The organism is Tenacibaculum sp. E3R01 (genome assembly GCF_003318185.1).
GTDB lineage: Bacteria > Bacteroidota > Bacteroidia > Flavobacteriales > Flavobacteriaceae > Polaribacter > Polaribacter halocynthiae.
Window position 1 is genome coordinate 66,659 of sequence record NZ_QOCC01000025.1, and the last position, 19,705, is coordinate 86,363.

Annotated in this window: 18 protein-coding genes; 8 read left to right on the forward strand and 10 right to left on the reverse strand. The window is 27.8% G+C overall.

The window, feature by feature from the left end:
* Positions 1–40 precede the first annotated feature (40 nt).
* From DS884_RS12920 to DS884_RS12950, 7 genes are all read left to right on the forward strand, one after another.
* Positions 41–856, forward strand: a complete 816-nt coding sequence (locus DS884_RS12920) for a 2,3,4,5-tetrahydropyridine-2,6-dicarboxylate N-succinyltransferase (protein ID WP_093871026.1) — start codon at positions 41–43, stop codon at positions 854–856.
* Between the two features lie 78 nt (positions 857–934).
* A complete protein-coding gene (locus tag DS884_RS12925; protein ID WP_113787021.1) occupies positions 935–1,675 on the forward strand; it encodes a glycosyltransferase family 2 protein in 741 nt (246 codons plus the stop codon).
* Positions 1,676–2,785 (forward strand): glycosyltransferase family 4 protein, encoded by a 1,110-nt coding sequence (locus DS884_RS12930; protein ID WP_113787022.1) that lies wholly within the window; start codon positions 1,676–1,678, stop codon positions 2,783–2,785.
* 43 nt (positions 2,786–2,828) lie between these two features.
* On the forward strand, positions 2,829–3,638 hold the full coding sequence (locus DS884_RS12935; RefSeq protein WP_113787023.1) for a glycosyltransferase family 2 protein: 810 nt from the start codon (positions 2,829–2,831) through the stop codon (positions 3,636–3,638).
* A gap of 3 nt (positions 3,639–3,641) precedes the next feature.
* Entirely contained in the window at positions 3,642–4,418 is a 777-nt protein-coding gene (locus DS884_RS12940) for a glycosyltransferase family 2 protein (protein ID WP_113787024.1), read from the forward strand.
* 8 nt (positions 4,419–4,426) lie between these two features.
* Positions 4,427–5,374, forward strand: a complete 948-nt coding sequence (locus tag DS884_RS12945) for a polysialyltransferase family glycosyltransferase (protein WP_113787025.1) — start codon at positions 4,427–4,429, stop codon at positions 5,372–5,374.
* On the forward strand, positions 5,359–5,937 hold the full coding sequence (locus tag DS884_RS12950; protein WP_233487157.1) for an L-threonylcarbamoyladenylate synthase: 579 nt from the start codon (positions 5,359–5,361) through the stop codon (positions 5,935–5,937). Before DS884_RS12945 ends, DS884_RS12950 begins: the two co-directional genes overlap by 16 nt.
* Here DS884_RS12950 and pseI read toward each other — a convergent pair.
* Genes pseI through pseC form a run of 6 tightly spaced genes read right to left on the reverse strand, consistent with a single transcriptional unit; the run spans position 5,934 to position 12,527 of the window.
* Positions 5,934–6,959: a pseudaminic acid synthase gene (gene pseI, locus DS884_RS12955; protein WP_113787026.1), complete on the reverse strand. Its 1,026-nt coding sequence runs from the start codon at positions 6,957–6,959 to the stop codon at positions 5,934–5,936. The two genes, DS884_RS12950 and pseI, sit on opposite strands and share 4 nt — an antisense overlap.
* Positions 6,943–8,421, reverse strand: a complete 1,479-nt coding sequence (gene pseG, locus DS884_RS12960) for a UDP-2,4-diacetamido-2,4,6-trideoxy-beta-L-altropyranose hydrolase (protein ID WP_113787027.1) — start codon at positions 8,419–8,421, stop codon at positions 6,943–6,945. The genes pseI and pseG overlap by 17 nt, the downstream gene beginning before the upstream one ends.
* Before the next feature lie 2 nt (positions 8,422–8,423).
* Positions 8,424–9,731 (reverse strand): aminotransferase class III-fold pyridoxal phosphate-dependent enzyme, encoded by a 1,308-nt coding sequence (locus tag DS884_RS18575; protein WP_199488212.1) that lies wholly within the window; start codon positions 9,729–9,731, stop codon positions 8,424–8,426.
* Position 9,732: 1 nt separating this feature from the next.
* Positions 9,733–10,491: a cytidylyltransferase domain-containing protein gene (locus tag DS884_RS18580; RefSeq protein WP_199488213.1), complete on the reverse strand. Its 759-nt coding sequence runs from the start codon at positions 10,489–10,491 to the stop codon at positions 9,733–9,735.
* Positions 10,488–11,366 (reverse strand): aldo/keto reductase, encoded by an 879-nt coding sequence (locus DS884_RS12970; RefSeq protein WP_113787028.1) that lies wholly within the window; start codon positions 11,364–11,366, stop codon positions 10,488–10,490. Before DS884_RS12970 ends, DS884_RS18580 begins: the two co-directional genes overlap by 4 nt.
* A 3-nt stretch (positions 11,367–11,369) precedes the next feature.
* Positions 11,370–12,527, reverse strand: a complete 1,158-nt coding sequence (pseC, locus tag DS884_RS12975; RefSeq protein ID WP_113787029.1) for a UDP-4-amino-4,6-dideoxy-N-acetyl-beta-L-altrosamine transaminase — start codon at positions 12,525–12,527, stop codon at positions 11,370–11,372.
* Between the two features lie 242 nt (positions 12,528–12,769).
* Between pseC and DS884_RS12980 the strand changes: the two genes are divergently transcribed.
* A complete protein-coding gene (locus DS884_RS12980) occupies positions 12,770–14,191 on the forward strand; it encodes a CCA tRNA nucleotidyltransferase (protein ID WP_113787030.1) in 1,422 nt (473 codons plus the stop codon).
* Positions 14,192–14,193: 2 nt separating this feature from the next.
* Here the strand turns inward: DS884_RS12980 and DS884_RS12985 are convergent, their stop codons facing one another.
* From DS884_RS12985 to DS884_RS13000, 4 genes are read right to left on the reverse strand one after another with little or no spacing between them, the layout of a single operon-like run.
* Positions 14,194–15,129 carry a glycosyl transferase family 90 gene (locus DS884_RS12985; protein WP_113787031.1) on the reverse strand — a complete coding sequence of 312 codons (936 nt, stop codon included), beginning with the start codon at positions 15,127–15,129 and terminating at the stop codon, positions 14,194–14,196.
* 1 nt (position 15,130) lies between these two features.
* Entirely contained in the window at positions 15,131–16,966 is a 1,836-nt protein-coding gene (locus DS884_RS12990; protein ID WP_113787032.1) for an ABC transporter ATP-binding protein, read from the reverse strand.
* A 14-nt stretch (positions 16,967–16,980) separates the two neighbouring features.
* Positions 16,981–17,970 (reverse strand): glycosyltransferase, encoded by a 990-nt coding sequence (locus DS884_RS12995; RefSeq protein ID WP_093871039.1) that lies wholly within the window; start codon positions 17,968–17,970, stop codon positions 16,981–16,983.
* Positions 17,971–19,680 (reverse strand): phospho-sugar mutase, encoded by a 1,710-nt coding sequence (locus DS884_RS13000; RefSeq protein WP_113787033.1) that lies wholly within the window; start codon positions 19,678–19,680, stop codon positions 17,971–17,973.
* Positions 19,681–19,705 lie beyond the last annotated feature (25 nt).

Consider the following 19,705-nt stretch of genomic DNA (forward strand, 5'->3'; position numbering starts at 1 on the left):
TTCATGAACACAAATTATATTTGTAGCAAATTAATTAAAGATGACAGAGTTACAATCTATTATAGAAAAAGCTTGGGATAACCGAGATTTATTAAAGGAAGAAGAAACAATAAGTGCTATTAGAAAAGTAGTTGATTTATTGGATGCAGGTGATTTAAGAGTAGCCGAACCAATAGAAAATGGTTGGCAAGTAAATGAATGGGTAAAAAAGGCTGTAGTATTATATTTCCCTATTCAAAAAATGGAAACATTAGAAGCAGGTATTTTTGAATATCATGATAAAATTCCATTAAAGAGAAATTATAAAGAAAGAGGAATTAGAGTTGTTCCTAATGCAGTAGCTCGTCATGGAGCATATATTTCTTCAGGAACAATCTTAATGCCAAGTTATGTAAATATTGGTGCTTATGTTGATGAAGGAACAATGGTAGATACATGGGCAACTGTTGGTTCATGTGCACAAATAGGTAAAAATGTTCATTTATCAGGAGGAGTTGGTATAGGTGGTGTTTTAGAGCCTTTACAAGCTGCACCAGTAATTATTGAAGATGGTGCTTTTATAGGATCTCGCTGTATAGTAGTTGAAGGTGTAAAAGTAGAAAAAGAAGCTGTTTTAGGAGCCAATGTTGTATTAACAATGAGTACAAAAATTATCGATGTTACAGGAAATGAGCCAATTGAAATGAAAGGTGTAGTTCCTGCTCGTTCTGTTGTAATTCCTGGAAGTTATACTAAAAAGTTTGCAGCTGGTGAATATCAAGTACCTTGTGCATTAATTATAGGTAAACGTAAAGAAAGTACTAACAAAAAAACATCTTTAAATGATGCTTTACGTGAGTATGATGTTGCAGTTTAGAAATAAATTTAAGTATTTGGGAAATATATATGCTATATCTAAGTTTTTAAAATAATATATTTGACAAAAAATAGATAATTGACCAAACTAACAATAATAATACCTACATTAAATGAAGAATCCAACATTCAAAGAGCGTTGGATTCTGTTTTTTTTGCAGATGAAATTATTGTAATTGATTCATATAGTTCAGATAAAACAGTTACTATTGTTAAAAAGAACAATGTAACTTTACTTCAAAGGAAGTTTGATGATTTTTCTTCACAAAAAAATTATGCAATACAAAAAGCTTCAAACGATTGGGTTTTGATTGTTGATGCTGATGAGGAAGTTACAGATGAGTTGAGGAAAGAAATTAAAGAGATATTTTCTAAGGAGTTAAACTATGTAGGTTTTTATATAAGAAGAAACAGCTACGTTGAGAATAAAAGACTACAGTTTGGAGGCTATTCTAGTAAAATAGTTCGTCTTTTTAATAAAAAACATTGTTTTTACGAAGGAATTGTACATGAAACAATAAAAACAACAGGGAAATTAGAAAATTTAGAAGGTAGATTAAATCATTATACGTACAAAGATTATACACACTTTAAGAAAAAAATGAATTATTATGCAAAACTTAGAGCACAAGAGTTATTTGCTAAAGAAAAAAAAGTAACAATATTTCATTTATATATAAAGCCTTTTATTAGATTTTTAATTCATTACATTTTTAAATTAGGCTTTTTAGATGGGAAAGAGGGAATTATATTTTCATACTTAATGGCGTATGGAGTTGCAAAAAGATATAAAGAATTAACACTATTAAATAATAAATAAATGAAGATAGGGTTTGATGCTAAACGTGTTTTTCATAATACTACTGGTTTAGGGAATTATAGCAGAGATTTGATAAGAATTTTAGCAAAATTTTATCCTAAGAGTACTTATTATTTATATAACCCAAAGCCAAAAAAAGTATATAGATTAGAACTAACTCAATCAATGCATGAAGTTTTACCAAATACAAAATTTTGGAAAAAGTATTCTTCTTTATGGCGTCAAACAGCTGTATTAAAACAAATTAAAAGTGATGGAGTAGATGTGTTTCATGGCTTATCTGGAGAAATACCAAGAGGACTAACAAAAAATAAAATTAAATCGGTAGTAACAATTCATGATTTAATATTTATGCGTTATCCTAAATTATATTCATTTTTTGATAGAAAAATTCATTTTAAAAAGTTTAAATATGCTGCGAAAAATGCCAATAAAGTAATTGCGATTAGCGAGCAAACTAAAAAAGATATTATTACTTTTTTAAAAATTGATCCGTCAAAAATTGAAGTTGTCTATCAAGGCTGTAACAACGTTTTTAAAGAGGAAAGAAGTGTTATAGAAAAAAAAGAGTTTCTTGATAAATATAAGATACCTGATACCTTTTTATTAAATGTAGGAACAATTGAAGAAAGAAAAAATGCGTTGAGTATTGTAAAAGCTGTAAAAGAAATTGATATTCCTTTAGTTATTGTAGGAAGAAAAACAAAATATTATACTCAAATTGAAGATTATATTCAGAAAAATAATTTAGAAAACAAAATCTATTTTCTAGAAGGATTAACGTTAAAAGAACTATCTATAGTATATCAATTAGCCGAAATTTTTATTTATCCAAGTATTTTTGAAGGATTCGGTATTCCTATAATAGAGGCTTTATTTTCAAAAACGCCAGTTATAACATCAAAAGAGGGAGTGTTTCCTGAAGCAGGTGGGCCAGACTCTTTATATGTTGATCCTTATAATATAAAGGAAATGACAGAGGCTATAGAATTATTATTAAATTCAAAAAATAAAAAGGAAGAGATGGTGAATAAAGGGTTTGATTTTGCACAACAATTTAATGACGAAATTATAGCAAAGAAAATTAAAGCAATATATAAAGAGCTATAATCTATATATAGTATATTTGTTGGTCTTAAGGTTAAATTAATCTATGAAAACAAATTTTAAAACGTCTTTAATAATAGCTACCTATAATTGGCCAGAAGCGTTAACACTTACTTTAAATAGTGTATTATTACAAAAGGAGTTACCTGATGAAATATTAATAGCTGATGATGGTTCAAAAGAAGAAACTAGAGTTTTAATAGAAGAATATAAACGAAGAATTAAAGTCCCTTTTATTCATGTTTGGCATGAAGATAAAGGTTTTCGATTAGCTGAAATTAGAAATAAAGCAATAGCTAAAGCTACAGGAGATTATATAGTACAAATTGATGGAGATGTAATAATGCATCCTTACTTTATTAAAGATCATAATAAGTTTGCAAAAAGAAATACATTCGTAAGAGCAAGTAGAATTTATTTAGATACTGAACTTTCAAAAAATAAGTTAGATACTAAAGATGCTTCAATAAATATTTTTGCCAAAGGAGTAAGTAATTTTTTTAGTTCATTTAGATTTCCATTGGTTTGGAAATATTTCGAAAAAAACTATAAAGTTAATGGGGATGAAAGATGGGAAATTCATGGATGTAATATGGCATTTTGGAGAGCAGATGCCATTAAAGTTAATGGGTATAATGAATCGTTTTATGGTTGGGGGCCTGAGGACAAGGAATTTGTTGCTCGCCTTTTGAATTCAGGAGTAGAGAAAAGGTTTTTAAAACTTGGTGGTGTTATTTTTCATATAGATCATCCAATTAACGAAAAAGAATTTTTAGGAGAGAATTTAGCAGTATTTGAAAGTACAAAAACTGATGGAGTTAAGTTTTGTGAAAAAGGAATTAATAAGTATTTATAGAAAATGGATATAGCGTTATTGATTTCAACATATAATTGGCCCAAAGCGCTTCATATGGTTTTAAGTACAGTACAAAATCAAACAGTACTACCAAATGAAATATTAATTGCGGACGATGGATCTACTGAAGATACCAAAAAAGTAATAGAAGAATGGAAAGAAAAATTAACTATTCCAATTAAGCACCTATGGCATGAGGATAAAGGGTTTCGAAAGACTATAATAATGAACAAAGCTATAGCTTCCTCTTCTTCTAATTATATTGTTCAAATAGATGGAGATATATTATTAGAAAAGCACTTTATACAAGATCATATAAAAAATGCTAAAAAGGGATTCTTTATTAAAGGAAGTAGAGCTTTGATATTAAAAGACAGAACAGAAAGCATATTAAATAACCAGATTTTTGTTTTAAAAGAAGAATTAAAGTATGTAAAAAATACAATTAATGCTACTAGGATGCCACTTTTTGCTTCTATTTTTAGAAAGGATAAATTTAAATCGAATAACGTAAAAGGATGTAATTTTGCTTTTTGGAAAAAAGATTTTATAGCTGTGAATGGTTACGATAATGATATGGATGGGTGGGGACATGAAGATATTGAACTTGCTGCTAGACTAACAAATCTAGGTATAAAACAACGACAACTAAAAATGGTAGCTATTTGTTTTCATTTACACCATAAGTTTAATGACAGAGGTAATGAAAATATTAATTATAGTAAATATTTAGATGTTGTTAAAAATGGGGTTGTAAGGTGTAAAAATGGATTTAATTAATAGTTTGTATGAAACATGTTTTTTGGATACATAGTCACATAACTTTTTTAGTTTCTGAAATGGTAATAAGTCAATTAAAATTAAAAAAAGAAGACTTAGTTTTTTTGACTTATAGAAATTACCAATTGCCTAGACCAATTAAGAGGGTAACTTTATATGAAATACCTAGTTATGATCCAATTTTAAAAGAATCAGAAGATGGTATAAAAATAAAGTGGTCAGAAATTTTAAATTTTGATTTTGAATTTTATATTCCTCAATCAAGAGAAATATTAATACACTTAATCCTTAGTATTGATAATTGTAAATCTTATAATTATATAGAAGAAGGATTGTTAGCGTATAATTATAAAGACAGTAAATTTAAAATAGCATCACATGTCCTTTTAAGAAGAACAGGGTTACGCAAAAGAATGAGAATGCTAGATTATACAAATAAGAAGTTCAAAAAAGCTTTTTGTATTAATGATAAAGCATTCAAAAACTGTAAAGAAAAAAAAGTTTTACAAGCCTCTTATACTAAACCAAATTATGAAGATAAAGACTTGTTTGGTACTTGTATAATATTAGTTTTTGATGCTATTGTTCCTTATAATATGGTTTCTCAAGAGGAAAGCATAAAATTATTAGAAATAATTATTAAACATTTAATAATTACTAATCAAACTAAGGTGTTTTTTAAATTTCATCCTGAGCAATTAAGAATTAAAAATCAAGCAGAAATTTTAGAAATAAAGAATGTATTTTCTAAAAATAGTGATATAGAATTTAAAGAGTTAGGTAGTAATGTAATTTTAGAAGAGTTGTTGTTCTTTAATAAAAACATTACGATATATAATTATGTTTCATCAACAGGTTTATATGCAAATTTACTTGGAAATGAAGTAGTTACAGTTAGTGATAGAATAGATGTTAAAATAGCAAACTCAATAAAGAAAGATTGGAAACAAATATAGAGTACACATATATTAATAAAGTAAGTGAAATTCTTTTAGAAGGAAAAACTATTTTATATCCAACTGATACTGTTTGGGGGTTAGGTTGTGATGCAACAAATGACAAAGCAGTAAGTGAAATTTATAAAATAAAAAAAAGAAAAGAATCTAAGAGTTTAATAGTACTTGTCAATTCTTTAGAAATGTTAAAAGAGTATGTTTTTGTTCCTGAGGAAGTTATAAAAATTATAAAAAATTCTACAAAACCAACAACTATAATTTATCAGGATTCAAAAGGAATTTCAGAGAAGATAATTAATAAAGAAGATAACTCAGTAGCTATAAGGATTGTAAAAGATGAATTTTGCCATAAATTAATTAGTCAATTTGGTAAACCAATTGTATCTACTTCAGCTAATATTAGTGGAGAAAATACACCTAAAGTTTTCAAAGATATATCTGAGGAGGTTAAACTAAAAACTGATTTTATAGTTAGCCATTTATATGAGAAACAAAAGGATACCAAACCATCTACTATTTTAAAAATAGGAAAAGATGGTTCGGTAATAACTTTAAGAGCTTAGTTTTTTTCTATATGGTTTAGATCTAAAGGAGTTCCCTTTTCAAGATCGAATAAAAGTTTTTTTCCTAAAATATCATTATAGTATTTTGGATGTAGTCCAAAACCAGGTCGAATAGACCTTACGTTTTCTTCAGAAATAAATTCTCCCTTTTTAACATCTTTACAAATATATAATGAACGAGAAAATTCTCTACCATTTTTCATTTTTTCTGTTAATTGGTAACTTATTTTTCCACTAGCTTTTTCAGCAGCTCTAACAGCACTTACCATTTGAGTAAACTCTGTTTCATCTAAAGAAAATGAAGCATCAGGACCTCCAATTTCTTTGTTTAAAATAAAATGTTTTTCAATAACCGTAGCACCTAAAGTTACAGCAACTACAGGAGTAACAATACCCATTGTATGATCAGAAAGCCCAGATTTTACATTAAAACGTTTTTTTAAATCTTTAATCATTACAAGATTAGCTTCTTCAATAGGAGCTGGATAAGATGATGTACATTTTAATAAGGTAATATCATTATTTCCAACATCTCTACATGTTTTAACAGCTAGTTCAATATCTTCATCTGTTGCTATTCCAGTTGAAATAATGATAGGCTTCATTGTTTTTGCACAATATTCAATTAATGGAATATCAGTAATTTCAAAAGAAGCAATTTTATAAATAGGATTATCTAAAGACTCTAATAAATCAACTGCTGTTTTATCAAAAGGAGACGAAAAGACTATCAAACCTTCTTCTCTAGCAACTTTGTATAGATCTTCAAACCATTCCCATGGAGTATAGGCTTGTTTATATAAATCATGTAAAAACATTCCATCCCAAATGGTTCCTTGTTTTAATTTGAAATCATCTTTTTTAGAATTTAAAGTAATTGTATCTGCTGTATAAGTTTGAAACTTAATTGCATCAGCACCAGTTCTTTTAGCAGCTCTAATAGTTTCTATTGCAATTTCTTTACTTCCGTTATGGTTTGCTGATAATTCAGCAATTATAAAACATTTATCTGATGGAATCATTTTTTTCTAATTTATATATAAAACTATTTATTCCGTTATATTGTTCTTCTTTATAAGATTTATAACCAGATTTTTCAAAAGATTTAACGGAAGCAATATTTTCTTTTTTTATGTGAGCAAGAATAGGTTTTTTTAATACTTTGAAGTACTCTTTAGCCGATTTTTTTAAAAATAAATGAGCTAGTTTTTTCCCTCTATATTTTTTTGCTATTGTAATTCCTACAACTGTGTATTCTTCTTTAACTTCATATCGAACCATACCAGCAGGAGAGGAGTTGTATTCTATAATATGGAAGATGTTATTCTTATCATTTATTTTAGATTCGAACCATTTTTCATGATTTTCTAAAGTTATGGGATTAGAATTATAAGAGTTTTTTCTTACTAATGGATCATTTGACCAATTATAAACATTTAACATATCATCTTTAGAAGCTTTTCTAGTTGATATTTGAACATAGTTTAATAATTCAAAAAAGCGGTTACTAATTTTACTGTCAAATAATTTTTGTTGAATTTTTAAGGAAGAATTATAATCATTAGTTTTAAGAATTTTTTCAATAGCTTTAAAAAAGTTTTCTTCTTCATATTTTGAAAAATCTCCTCCAGGATATACCGCTTTTTTATTAGTAAATGAATTATAAATATTTAATTGATTATCTACAAAATAACCTGATAAAATTGGCATTTGAATAGCACATAATTCATATAAAGTTGTACTTGCTGGAGCAATAGCTAAATTACACTTCTCCATTATTAATATAATTTCTTTTTCTTGTAAGTTTTGGTAAATATGAATATTTGAATGCTTCTTTTGTAAATTAAATATTTGATTATGCTTATAGGCACCACCTAATAAAACATGTATTTCTTTTAATTTATTAAATTTTAATAACGCCTTTGTAGCTTTATAGCTTAAATCATACATATCAGCACCTCCAAAACATACAAAAACGGTATTTATGGTATTAATAATTCTTTTATTTTTTGTTGCTTCTAAAAAAGAAGGTCTTAATATAGCATATTTAGTACCTAAAGCTAATTCAGTATAGTTTTCAGTAATATATTTCTTAGATTTTATGCCTTCAGAGTGATTTATAACTACATCTGCATATTGATGATTTGTAATTAAATCATCAATATATATAATAATATATCCTAATGATTTTAATTTTCTTTGATATTCAGATGTAAATTGATACCCATCTATTATAACTATATATTCTTTAGGAGAGTATTTTGTTGACAAAATATATGGTTCTTCAATTAAATCAATAGTATTAGAAATAGTTTCAATTGAATAGTCTTTAGGAATTACTTTTAAAGTAGAACTCTCTTTAGTTATAAAGATAAAATCATTTTTCTCTTTATAAAGTTCAACTAAGGCAAAAAGTCGATATAAATGACCTAACCCAATTATTGAGTTACCATCAGCTCTAAAAAGAAGTTTTTTTTGATTCATTTTTAATTTAACCTTTTAAAACCACCATGACAAATTGGACTTTCTAATAAGTTGTCAATTTTTAAAGCTCCTTTCTCACATTTTTCAACGATTTGAAAAACAGTATTTAATTCATCTAAGTATGCATTTATAATAGGTTTAGTATGCGCAGTACAACTGTACAAAACAGTTGAAGCTAAGTATCCTTTTTTTAATAATTCTTGCGTAATAAAAGTTTTATATTTTAAAGCATCTTTAGAAGTAAAAGAAAACCCAGCTAAGGCTGGTATACCAAAAGTATTTATTTCTAAATCATTGTTAGAAGCTATACTATTCCATTGCTCTTTTATATAGTTTCCCATTTCAGTAATATAGTCCCAAGGCTGTTCTTTTTCCATAATCTCTAATGTTTTTAAAGCAGCAGCAGGACCTATTCTTTCTGTCCAAAAAGTAGAACTGATAAACGTATTTTGTGCGGCTTCCATTACTTCTCTTTTACCCACTACAGCAGTTAATGCATATCCATTAGCTATTGTTTTACCAAAGACAGTCATATCAGGTTCAACTCCATATTTTTTGAAAATAGGACCATAAGTTTCTCTAAATCCTGAAGTGCATTCATCAAAAATTAGAACAATATTATGGTCGGTAGCTAGTTTCCGTACCTTTTGAAGGTAACCTTCTTTTGGTGCATGATTACGTTGTACTTCCATTTTAATAACTCCTATATCATGGTTTTTTACCAAGTTTTCAAGCTCTTCGTAGTTATTGTATAAAAAAGGTAAAGTACTTCCTTTTAAATGATTTGGAACACCGGCAGGATCTAATCCAGGTAATAAATGTTGATCTAAACCTTCATCATTTCCTAAATTTGTAGATAAATACCAATCATGCCATCCATGATAACCACATATAGCAACTTTGTCTTTACCACTAGCAGCACGAGCAATTCTAATTGCAATAGCATTAGCTTCTCCTCCTGAACGTGCAAAACGTACCATATCAGCCCAAGGATTCATTTCAATAAGCTTTTCAGCTAAATAAACTTCTTCAGGGCAGTTAAAAGTAGACATGTTTCCAGTTTTAACTACATTAGAAACAACTTCATCTATTTCTTTATTACCATACCCTAAAATATTTGTTCCAATACCCATAATTGAAACATCAGTATATTTAATATTATCTAAATCCCATACATTACAACCTTTGGCTTTAGAATAATAAGAAGGCCATTTTTCCGGTAAGAACATTTCTGGCCTTTTAGAAAGTAACATAGTACCCCCAGGGATTAATTTCTTAGCTTTTTTGTATAAATTTTGACCTGTATTCATTTTAATCTTTTTTTAGTGATTTTTTATACCCTTCATTTCTATTAATGGTACTGTTTAAATTAGATATGTTAGTATTATTTAAATATAATTCTGCATATTCTTTCCAACCTTTATCAATTCCTAAAGAGTTGATTAAGCTACTAACAACTTCATAGTCTTTAGGTTCGTCTACAGTCATTCTAACATTTTTATATTTTAAATGACTTGAAGAATAATTGTAAGCAGTAAATAGATTTTGATTAAAAAAAGAAGAGTTGTTTCTTATATAAGGAGTAACATGTTCTCTTTCAGATATTAATTTAGCATTTTTCCATGCTAATTCTAGTGCTTTATAAGTGAAAACTTCAATATCCTGCCCATCAGGGAAAGTTTCTTCTTGAACATTTGAACAATAATCAACCTTTTTATCTATTGTGGTTTTTATAACAGTATCTATTAATTGGGGATCGAGTAGAGGACAATCAGAAGTTAGACGGACAATATAGTCTGGATTCAATTTTTTTACAGCTTGATAAAAACGGTCTAATACATCGTTTTCAGACCCTCTTGAACAAACTATATTCATTTTTTTTGACTCTTCTTCAATTAAATTGTCTTCTATTTTATTGGTTGTTGCAACAATAATATGTGTAGCTAATTTACTTTGTAATATTCTTTCTAGATGAATTTCTAACAATGTTTTATTCGCAATTTTTTTTAAAACTTTGTTAGGTAGCCTTGTTGAACCAGTTCTGGCCTGTGTTATAATTACTATTTTCATAATTTCCAATTTGAAGGGTTCAGTAATTCATTTTGTTCTACATTAATATTGTTAATTTCTTCAATTCTGTCGCTTGAGATTTCTTTTTTAATTGAAGATAAATTATCTAATAATTGATTAACTGTATCAACACCAATTAAAACTTTGTCAATTTTTTCTTGGCTATGCACATAGTTTAATGCTAAGTCACTCATCTTATAATTATCTGAACAGAGATTATGTAGTTTATCAAAATTCTTGTTTAATGGCTTTAAGTTACCACTTAAATCTTTTGTTTTTTTAAAAAACAAACCTTGTAAAAAAACAGATCTTGTATGAATTTCTATTCCTTTTTTTACAGCTTTACTTAAAATTTCGCCTCTTTTTGTTGTGTTATCTAACAAGTTAAAGGGTAATTGAACTAAATCTATATCATCAAATTCTAAAACTTTTTCAAACTCTTCATTTTTATACAATGAAACTCCTATTTTTTTTATAATTCCTTCTTTTTTTAGAGAAGATAAATCTTTTTGGAAAGGTTTAAAGTAGGAATCAAAATCTTTAAAAGAATGAAACATATAGCAGTATAAATTGTCTACTTGTAAAGTTGCTATATTTTTTTTAATACGTTCTGTAATATTAAAAGGTAAGTTTTTAACAGTAGCACTAAACTTAGTAATTATTTCAAATTTATTAGAAGAATTTTGATGGTACTCTCCAATTTTTTCTTGAGAATCACCATAAGCCTCAGCAGTATCTAATAAATATATACCATTATTATAAGCAGTATCTAAAATATTTTTAATATTTTCTGATGATGGTTTTCCTTTGGTGTTGTTTACACCATAATTTAATCCAAATTGAACAGTACCTAATATTAGTTTTTTTTTAGTCAAAGGTTAATACTCTTTATTTACGAATTCTAATACTTTTTTAATTACATGATTTTGTTCTTCATCGCTTAAGCTAGGATACATTGGTAGACTAAAACAGTTTTTATAATAATTCTCAGCATTTTTTAGATCTGCGTTTTCATAGCCTATACTTTTATAATATGGAAATGTATGAAGAGGTATGTAGTGTATTTGAGGAACTATTCCTTCTGTTACTAAAAACTCGAAAAATTTTTTCCTTTTTTTTACTTCAACAACAAATAAATGATAAGCATTTAAATAGCCTGGAGGAGTATGCTGAAATTTCACTTTTCCATTGAAGGCTTTTATATATTTATTAGCAATTTGATTTCGTTTTATTATTCTTTTATCATTTTTTGCTAATTGTGTAATTCCCAAAGACGCATGGATATCTGTCAGTCTATAATTAAACCCTAAAGTTTGCATTTCATAATACCAATTACCATGATTCTCTTTCATATTATTTTTAGTAATTCCATGTGTACGAAGTAACATGACCCTATCATAGATTTCTTTAGAGTTAGTCGTAATCATTCCTCCTTCACCACAAGCAATATGCTTAACTGGGTGAAAAGAAAATACAGATATATCTGCGTAGTTTCCATTTCCACAGTATTGATCTTTCTTTTTAGAATTAGTAAAGTTACCACCAGGTGAATGACATGAATCTTCAATAATCCATAAATCATATTCATCAGCTAATTTTTTGAAATCTTCTAAATTAACAGGTAATCCCCCAAAGTTTACAGGAATAATTCCTTTAAAAAAACCTTTAGGTTTAGATTTTAATAATTCTCTGGTTTTGTCTATATCAATTAAATAAGTTTCAGGATTAATATCAGCAAACCAAACTTCAGCATCAACAAATCTTGCACAATTTGCAGAAGAAGCAAAAGTTATTGGGGTAGTAATTATACGATCACCTTTTTTTAAATTTAAAGACAATACAGCAAGGTGAAGTCCAGCTGTAGCATTACACATAGCAACAGCATATTTAGCACCTACATATTTGGCAAATTTATGCTCAAATTCTTCTACTTTTGGACCTTGGGTTAATAGATCCGATTGTAATGTTTTTACAACAGAATCAATATCGTCTTGTTCTATATTGTGTCTCCCGTAAGGAATATTGAATTTAGTCATTTAAGAAAATTAAATATTTTTCTCGTTATTGAAAATAACAAGCATTTTGTTCTTTGTTCAGTTAAACAGTTTGTAAAAATACGTATTTTCTAAGTTTAAAGCTTAACTCTTAATACAAATCATAAAATTTAGATTTAAATTTACTATATAAATAGTAGATTTGCATTAATTAAGATTACAGTAAAAGTACCTATTATAATAAATCGATTAAGGTAATGTAATTGTAATAAGAGAATAATTTTATGCAAAAACAATACTATAAAGAGGCAATTTCTGCCGAAATATTTCATTATATATCAAAAGCTGCTAAGGAGTTAGGATTAGAAAGTTATGTAATTGGTGGGTTTGTTCGTGACCATATTTTACAAAGAGGAACAGCTAAAGATATTGATATTGTAGCTATTGGTAGTGGTATTGAATTAGCAGAAAAAGTAGCATCTTTATTGCCTACTAAACCAAAAGTTCAGGTTTTTAAAACCTACGGAACTGCTATGTTACGATTTCAAGATGTAGAAATTGAGTTCGTAGGAGCAAGAAAAGAATCATACACTGAAGAAAGTAGGAATCCAACAATATCGAAAGGTACTTTAGTAGATGATCAAAATAGAAGAGATTTTACAATAAATGCCTTAGCATTAAGTTTAAATGAAGATAGTTTTGGATTGTTATTAGACCCTTTTAATGGAATAGATGATTTACAAAATAAAATAATTAAAACACCATTAAGTCCTGATATTACGTATTCAGATGATCCATTAAGAATGATGAGGGCGGTTAGGTTTGCAAGTCAATTAGGATTTAAAATAGAAGAAAAGTCGTTAGATGCGATTACAAATAACGCTGACAGAATAGATATTATTACTCGTGAAAGAATTATAGTGGAGTTAAATAAAATTCTAGAATCGTATAAACCATCTATTGGTTTTTTATTATTAGAAAAAACGAAATTACTTAAGCGTATTATTCCTGAATTAATTGATCTTAAAGGGGTTGAGGAAGTGGAAGGACAGAAGCATAAAGATAATTTTTATCACACATTAGAAGTGGTGGACAATATTTCATTAAAAACGAATGATGTTTGGTTGCGTTGGGCAGCTTTATTGCATGATATAGGAAAAGCTCCTACAAAAAAATATCATCCGAGAATAGGTTGGACATTTCATTCTCATGAATTTGTTGGTTCAAAGATGGTGTATAAATTATTTAAGCGCTTGAGAATGCCATTAAACAACAAAATGAAATTTGTGCAAAAAATGGTGTTATTAAGTTCAAGGCCTATAGTACTTGCTTCTGAAGTAACAGATTCCGCCGTTCGTCGTTTAGTTTTTGATTCAGGAGAAGATGTTGATAGTTTAATGACTCTTTGTGAGGCAGATATAACAACGAAAAACCCGAAAAAATTTAAACGTTATCATAAAAATTTTGAAATTGTTCGTAAAAAAATAAAAGAAGTTGAAGAACGAGATAGAGTTCGTAATTTTCAACCTCCAATAACAGGAGAAGAGATTATGAAAGCCTTTAATTTAAAACCGTGTAGAGAGATTGGTCAAATAAAAGAAGCTATAAAAGAAGCTATTTTAGAAGGTGAAATACCTAATGAATATGAAGCTTGTTATGAGTTTATGATCGAAAAAGGTAAAAAACTAGGGCTAGAATTAATCTAATTCTAGCTAGTTTGTTTAAAATAATTATTTAAAACTAATAAAGAAAGTTGTTTTTCTGAAGTAGGGTTTTCAAATTGTTTTACCCAATCATTTGCATTTTTTATAATATTTAAAGCTTCATTTACATTATTAAGATAATAATCTCTTTTTTCTAAGAGATCAGAATAATCATCTTTAATATGTACATAATGATGGTTAGGTATTAATTTACCTTCCATATACCAAGTTTCAAATATGGGAGTAGGCATGAAGCAAAGTGAATTAGAAGACATAATCCACTTTAAGTTTGTAGCAACATCAATACCTTCTATAGATAAAATGAATTTATAATCTAATTGCTGATTTATACTTAAATACTCTTTTTTCCATGCTAAAGGATAATGTTCATTCTTACTAACTTCTCCAATATTACATAATGAATGATTATGGAATTTCTCAACTAATAACCGTCTGTTTTCTTTATGAATTTCACCTCTCCAAACAACCATATCATTTTTTTCATGAAACTGCTTATTATCAGTAATAAAATGAAAGTGTCTTAAAGAATCCAATTTCATTAAAACAGAATTACCATTATGATTTATAGGACGACTTTTAACAATTGTTGGTTGATCAAAATTCTCAGTAACATCTCCGAATTTAAATTTTATTTTATTTTTTACTGAAAAATACTTTGTAAACTTTACCAAATCGAAAAAATATAAACTCCCTTTTTTAGGAAGTTTAAAATCTTTTAATGATGTCCATTCGTTTTTATTAGTAGAAGAAGTAACTGAGGGAGATATGTAATATTCTAAACGCTTTTTTAGTTCATCATTTTCAACTTTCAACCATTTATTTAATTGAAATCTAAAAATAAAATTTGGAGTTATGTATCTAAAAATATTTGTTATATAATAATAAAATTTTTGACGCTTAATATTTTTAAGAAATCCCATTTTACTGAAATGATTGCATGGTTATTAATTTAAAGTATTCACCTTTTTTAGCTAGCAATTCCTCATGATTTCCTTGCTCCATTATCTTCCCTTTTTTCATGACCACTATTAAATCAGCGTTTTGAATAGTAGATAATCTGTGAGCAACAACAATAGAAGTTCTGTTTTTCATCATATTATCTAGATCATCTTGTACTAACTTTTCTGACTCTGTATCTAAAGCAGAAGTAGCTTCATCTAAAATCATTATTGGAGGGTTTTTCAAAACCGCCCTAGCTATTGATAAACGTTGCTTTTGACCACCAGATAAGTTACCACCTCCATCACCAATATTGGTGTTATATTGCTCGGGTAAATCTTTTATAAACTCATGAGCGTTGGCAATTTTTGAAGCTTTTTGTATTTCTTCTGAAGTTGCATCTGGGCTACCTAAAGAGATGTTATTTGCAACGCTGTCATTGAATAATATTGAATCTTGAGTAACGATACCTATTAAACTACGCAAAGAATTTTTTGTGACATCTTTAATGTTTAAGCCATCTACAGTAATACTTCCTTTATCAATGTCATAAAAACGAGGAATAATATTTGTTAAAGTAGATTTTCCACTTCCTGATTGTCCAACTAAAGCTACAGTTTTTCCTTTAGGAATAGTTAAAGAAAAATCTTTTAAAACATAATCACTTTTATATTTAAAGGAAATATTGTCAATTTTAATTTCAGAATTGAAATCTTCCTTAGTGATTGCATCTTTTTTATCAGTTATTGGATTTTTCTTATTTAATATTTCTAATATTCTATCTATTGAAGCTCCAGCTCTTTTAATGCTGTACATAGCATTTGATATGTTTTTTGCAGGAGTTAAAATATTATAAGCTAAAGCCATGAATCCAATAAAAGTTCCACCTGTCATTGACTTATCTATTAATACCATTTTACCTCCATACCATAAAACTACAACTATAACAGTAATACCCAATACTTCACTAAGTGGAGTCGCCAAATTTTGTCTAAACATTAATTTATTTGAATGTTTAAAAATTTTATCAGAAGTTTTAAAAAACCTATTTTTAAAAATAGATTCAGCAACAAATCCTTTTATTATTTTTAAACCAGATAATGTTTCTTCAACATGTGATAAAAACTGACCGTTTTCTCTTTGCACTTGATCAGAAGAAGCTCTCAGTTTTTTACCAATGAAGGCAATTATTAACCCTGATAAAGGAATGAAAATAAAAATAAATAATGTTAGTTGAGGACTTATCGCAAACATCATTGATAAAGTGAAAATAATAATTAAAGGTTGTTTAACAAGCATTTCTAAAACACTTAAAAATGACCATTGAACTTCTCCTACATCATTTGTTATTCTAGACATCACATCACCTTTTCTTTTTTCAGTAAAAAAAGAAATAGGTAAGCTAATTACTTTTAAATAAACTTCATTTCTCATGTCTTTAATTACACCATTTCTAATAATAGCCATGAAGTATAAAGAAGCATAGTTTGCAATATTTTTTAAAAGAAAAAGAAAAATTATTATTATACACACGTACCCTAAAACAACAATTTCACCATTATTACCATTTTCGATTTGTTGCGTAACAAAATAATTTAAACTGTTTTCTAAATATAATTTGAAATTATTTGTTAATCCTTCATATACAGGTTTAACATAGACTCTTTTATTACTTTTAAATAAAATATCCAACATGGGTATAAAAGCAACAAAACTTAATGTACTAAAAAGAGCATAAAAGACATTGCAGATAATATTTAATATTAGAAGTCTTTTATAAGGGAAAATAAATCGTATGACTTTTTTTAAATCATTCATATATAGTTAACTAATTATTCAAACCAATCTAAAAACTTTTTGGTTTGAATATTTTTTATTTTTGGTTTTTGAGTATGTAAAAGATTACCATTAGCTACTTTATGATATACTTCTATATATGATAAAGCCATTTTTTTGGCATTAAAATTCTCAATAGCATACTCATTACAACTCTTTTGAGAATAATTACCAATATTTTTAATAGCATGAGTTAGTTCTTTACGATTATTAGAAAGGTATCCTACATCCTTATTTATTAACTCATTTAAAGATCCGTAAGGAGTTGCAAAAACTGGGCAACCATAATATAAACTTTCAATAATAGCTAAACCAAAAGGTTCATGCCAAAGAACAGGGAATATTAATCCTTTAGATTTATTAAGTAGTTGATTTTTTTCTTTACCACCTACCATTCCATAAAATGAAGCTTTAGGAGTAAGAGTAAATCGCATTCCCATTTTAAAGTTGAAACGATCACCGCCCAAAACTTTTAAATGTTCATTCTTAGCTTTTTTTACAACGTTTATTGCTCCTTTTACATTTTTTATTCTCCAAGCTGCTTTAGCTAAAAAATGAAAATAATTTTCTTTAGAGAAAGTAGGATTTAGATAATCGTCCCAATCCAATCCATTATAAACATACGTACTTGCACTATATCTTTCAGCATGGTTTTTTGAAACAAAAACTGTATTATTATCAATAAAAGCATCTTTGTTTGCATTACCATGCATAGTAACAACATAAGGATGTTTTGCCCTTTCAATATCTCCTGGTTGATGTTGAAAATGAATAACATCAGTGTTTTCAGGAATTTGAGCCCAAATATTTACACTATGATCAATATTTTTTATTGTAGCAAAATTACATTGAGAACCTTTTTCTACTAAATAGGTTACATTATGCCCTAATAAGCTAAGTTCTTTACCTAGATACCAGATAACCCTTTCAGTACCTCCATAATGAGTTACAGGAATAATATTATAATGTACAATAGTTATATTCATCTATAACTTTAAATCTTTAATAATTCGTTTAATTTTCTCATCTAAAGTAGCTTCTGTGTTTTTCGCATCTTCAATTTTAGATAAACCTATTTTTACACTAATGTAAAATTTAATTTTTGGTTCAGTTCCACTTGGTCTAGCCGCAATTTTTGAACCATCTATGGTTTCATAGATTAAAACATTTGACTTAGGTATCTCAATTTTAGTTTCTTCACCAGTAATTATGTTTTTCTGTATTGAAGTATGATAGTCAAATAAATATTTTACTTGTACTCCATCTATTTCAGTTAATGGGTTGTTGCGTAAATCAACCATCATTTGTTTGATTTGCTGAGCACCATCCATTCCTTTTTTAACTAAAGAAATTAAATGTTCTTTATAAAAATGATGTTTAGTGTAAAGTTGAAGTAATTCATTATAAAATGAGCTACCATTATTTTTTGCTTCACTGGCAATTTCACATGCAAGTAGGGCGGAGGTTACTGCATCTTTATCTCTAACAAAATCACCTACCATGTAACCAAAACTTTCTTCACCACCACCAATAAATTCTTGATTAGGGTGATCTTTAATCATTTTTGCAATCCATTTAAAACCAGTTAACCCAACTTTGGTTTCAACACCATAACTATCAGCAATTTCATTAACTAAATTTGTTGATACAATTGTAGAACCTACAAATTGTTTTCCATTTAATTTACCTTGTTTTTTCCAATCATTGATTAAAAAATCAGTCATTACACTCATGGTTTGATTACCATTTAGTAATTTCATGTTCCCTTCTAAATCACGAACAGCTATACCAATTCTATCAGAATCTGGATCGGTACCTAAAACAATATCAGCATCTATTTTGTTAGCTAAATTTACAGCTAACTGTAAAGCTTCTGACTCTTCTGGGTTAGGTGATTTAACAGTAGGAAAGCTTCCATCTGGTTCAGCCTGTTCTTCAACAATATGGACCTGCGTGTATCCAGCTCTTTTTAAAACTTCAGGGATTAATTTAATAGAAGTACCATGTAAAGAAGTAAAAACTATTTTTAAATCTTTTCTTCCTTTTACATTAAAAGTACCATTTTGTAATGAGGCTTGCCAAAAAGCTTCGTCAACTTCTTTTCCTATTGTAGTTATTAAATTTTCTTTCGCATTAAAATTAATGTCAGAATAATTTAATGAATTAACATTGTCAATGATTCCGTGATCTTGAGGAGGCACTATTTGGCCACCATCGGTCCAATATACTTTATAACCATTGTATTCAGGTGGATTATGAGAAGCAGTAAGTACAATTCCTACATCACATCCTAAATGATTTACAGCAAAAGATAATTCTGGAGTAGGGCGTAAGTCTTCAAAAATGAAAACCTGTATATTATTAGCAGATAATACATCAGCAACAACTTTTGCTAACCATTTACTATCATGCCTACAGTCATACCCAATTGCTACCTTTAATTCTTTTTTAGAAGTAGTTTTATGTAAATAATTACTTAACCCTTGGGTAGCTTTACCTAAGGTATATTTATTAATTCTATTTGTGCCGGCACCAACAATTCCTCGCATTCCTCCAGTTCCAAACTCTAAGTTTTTATAAAAACGATCAGATAAATCTTCAGAATTAGTAGTTATTAATTCTTGAATTTCTTGTCTTGTTTCTGCATCGAAAATCTCAGAAAGCCACATTTTGGCTTTATTTATTATATCTTCCATAGATAAATTTAAAAAGTTTACAAAG

Bases quoted from the DNA above. Each gene is read 5' to 3' on its own strand.
- DS884_RS12940 (WP_113787024.1), top strand. From the start codon at position 3,642: ATGGATATAGCGTTATTGATTTCAACATATAATTGGCCCAAAGCGCTT.
- pseG (WP_113787027.1), bottom strand. From the start codon at position 8,421: ATGAATCAAAAAAAACTTCTTTTTAGAGCTGATGGTAACTCAATAATT.
- DS884_RS18575 (WP_199488212.1), bottom strand. From the start codon at position 9,731: ATGAATACAGGTCAAAATTTATACAAAAAAGCTAAGAAATTAATCCCT.
- DS884_RS12980 (WP_113787030.1), top strand. From the start codon at position 12,770: ATGCAAAAACAATACTATAAAGAGGCAATTTCTGCCGAAATATTTCAT.
- DS884_RS18580 (WP_199488213.1), bottom strand. From the start codon at position 10,491: ATGAAAATAGTAATTATAACACAGGCCAGAACTGGTTCAACAAGGCTA.
- pseI (WP_113787026.1), bottom strand. From the start codon at position 6,959: ATGATTCCATCAGATAAATGTTTTATAATTGCTGAATTATCAGCAAAC.
- DS884_RS12995 (WP_093871039.1), bottom strand. From the start codon at position 17,970: ATGAATATAACTATTGTACATTATAATATTATTCCTGTAACTCATTAT.
- DS884_RS12930 (WP_113787022.1), top strand. From the start codon at position 1,676: ATGAAGATAGGGTTTGATGCTAAACGTGTTTTTCATAATACTACTGGT.
- DS884_RS12990 (WP_113787032.1), bottom strand. From the start codon at position 16,966: ATGAATGATTTAAAAAAAGTCATACGATTTATTTTCCCTTATAAAAGA.
- pseC (WP_113787029.1), bottom strand. From the start codon at position 12,527: ATGACTAAATTCAATATTCCTTACGGGAGACACAATATAGAACAAGAC.
- DS884_RS12920 (WP_093871026.1), top strand. From the start codon at position 41: ATGACAGAGTTACAATCTATTATAGAAAAAGCTTGGGATAACCGAGAT.
- DS884_RS12985 (WP_113787031.1), bottom strand. From the start codon at position 15,129: ATGGGATTTCTTAAAAATATTAAGCGTCAAAAATTTTATTATTATATA.
- DS884_RS12945 (WP_113787025.1), top strand. From the start codon at position 4,427: ATGAAACATGTTTTTTGGATACATAGTCACATAACTTTTTTAGTTTCT.
- DS884_RS12935 (WP_113787023.1), top strand. From the start codon at position 2,829: ATGAAAACAAATTTTAAAACGTCTTTAATAATAGCTACCTATAATTGG.
- DS884_RS13000 (WP_113787033.1), bottom strand. From the start codon at position 19,680: ATGGAAGATATAATAAATAAAGCCAAAATGTGGCTTTCTGAGATTTTC.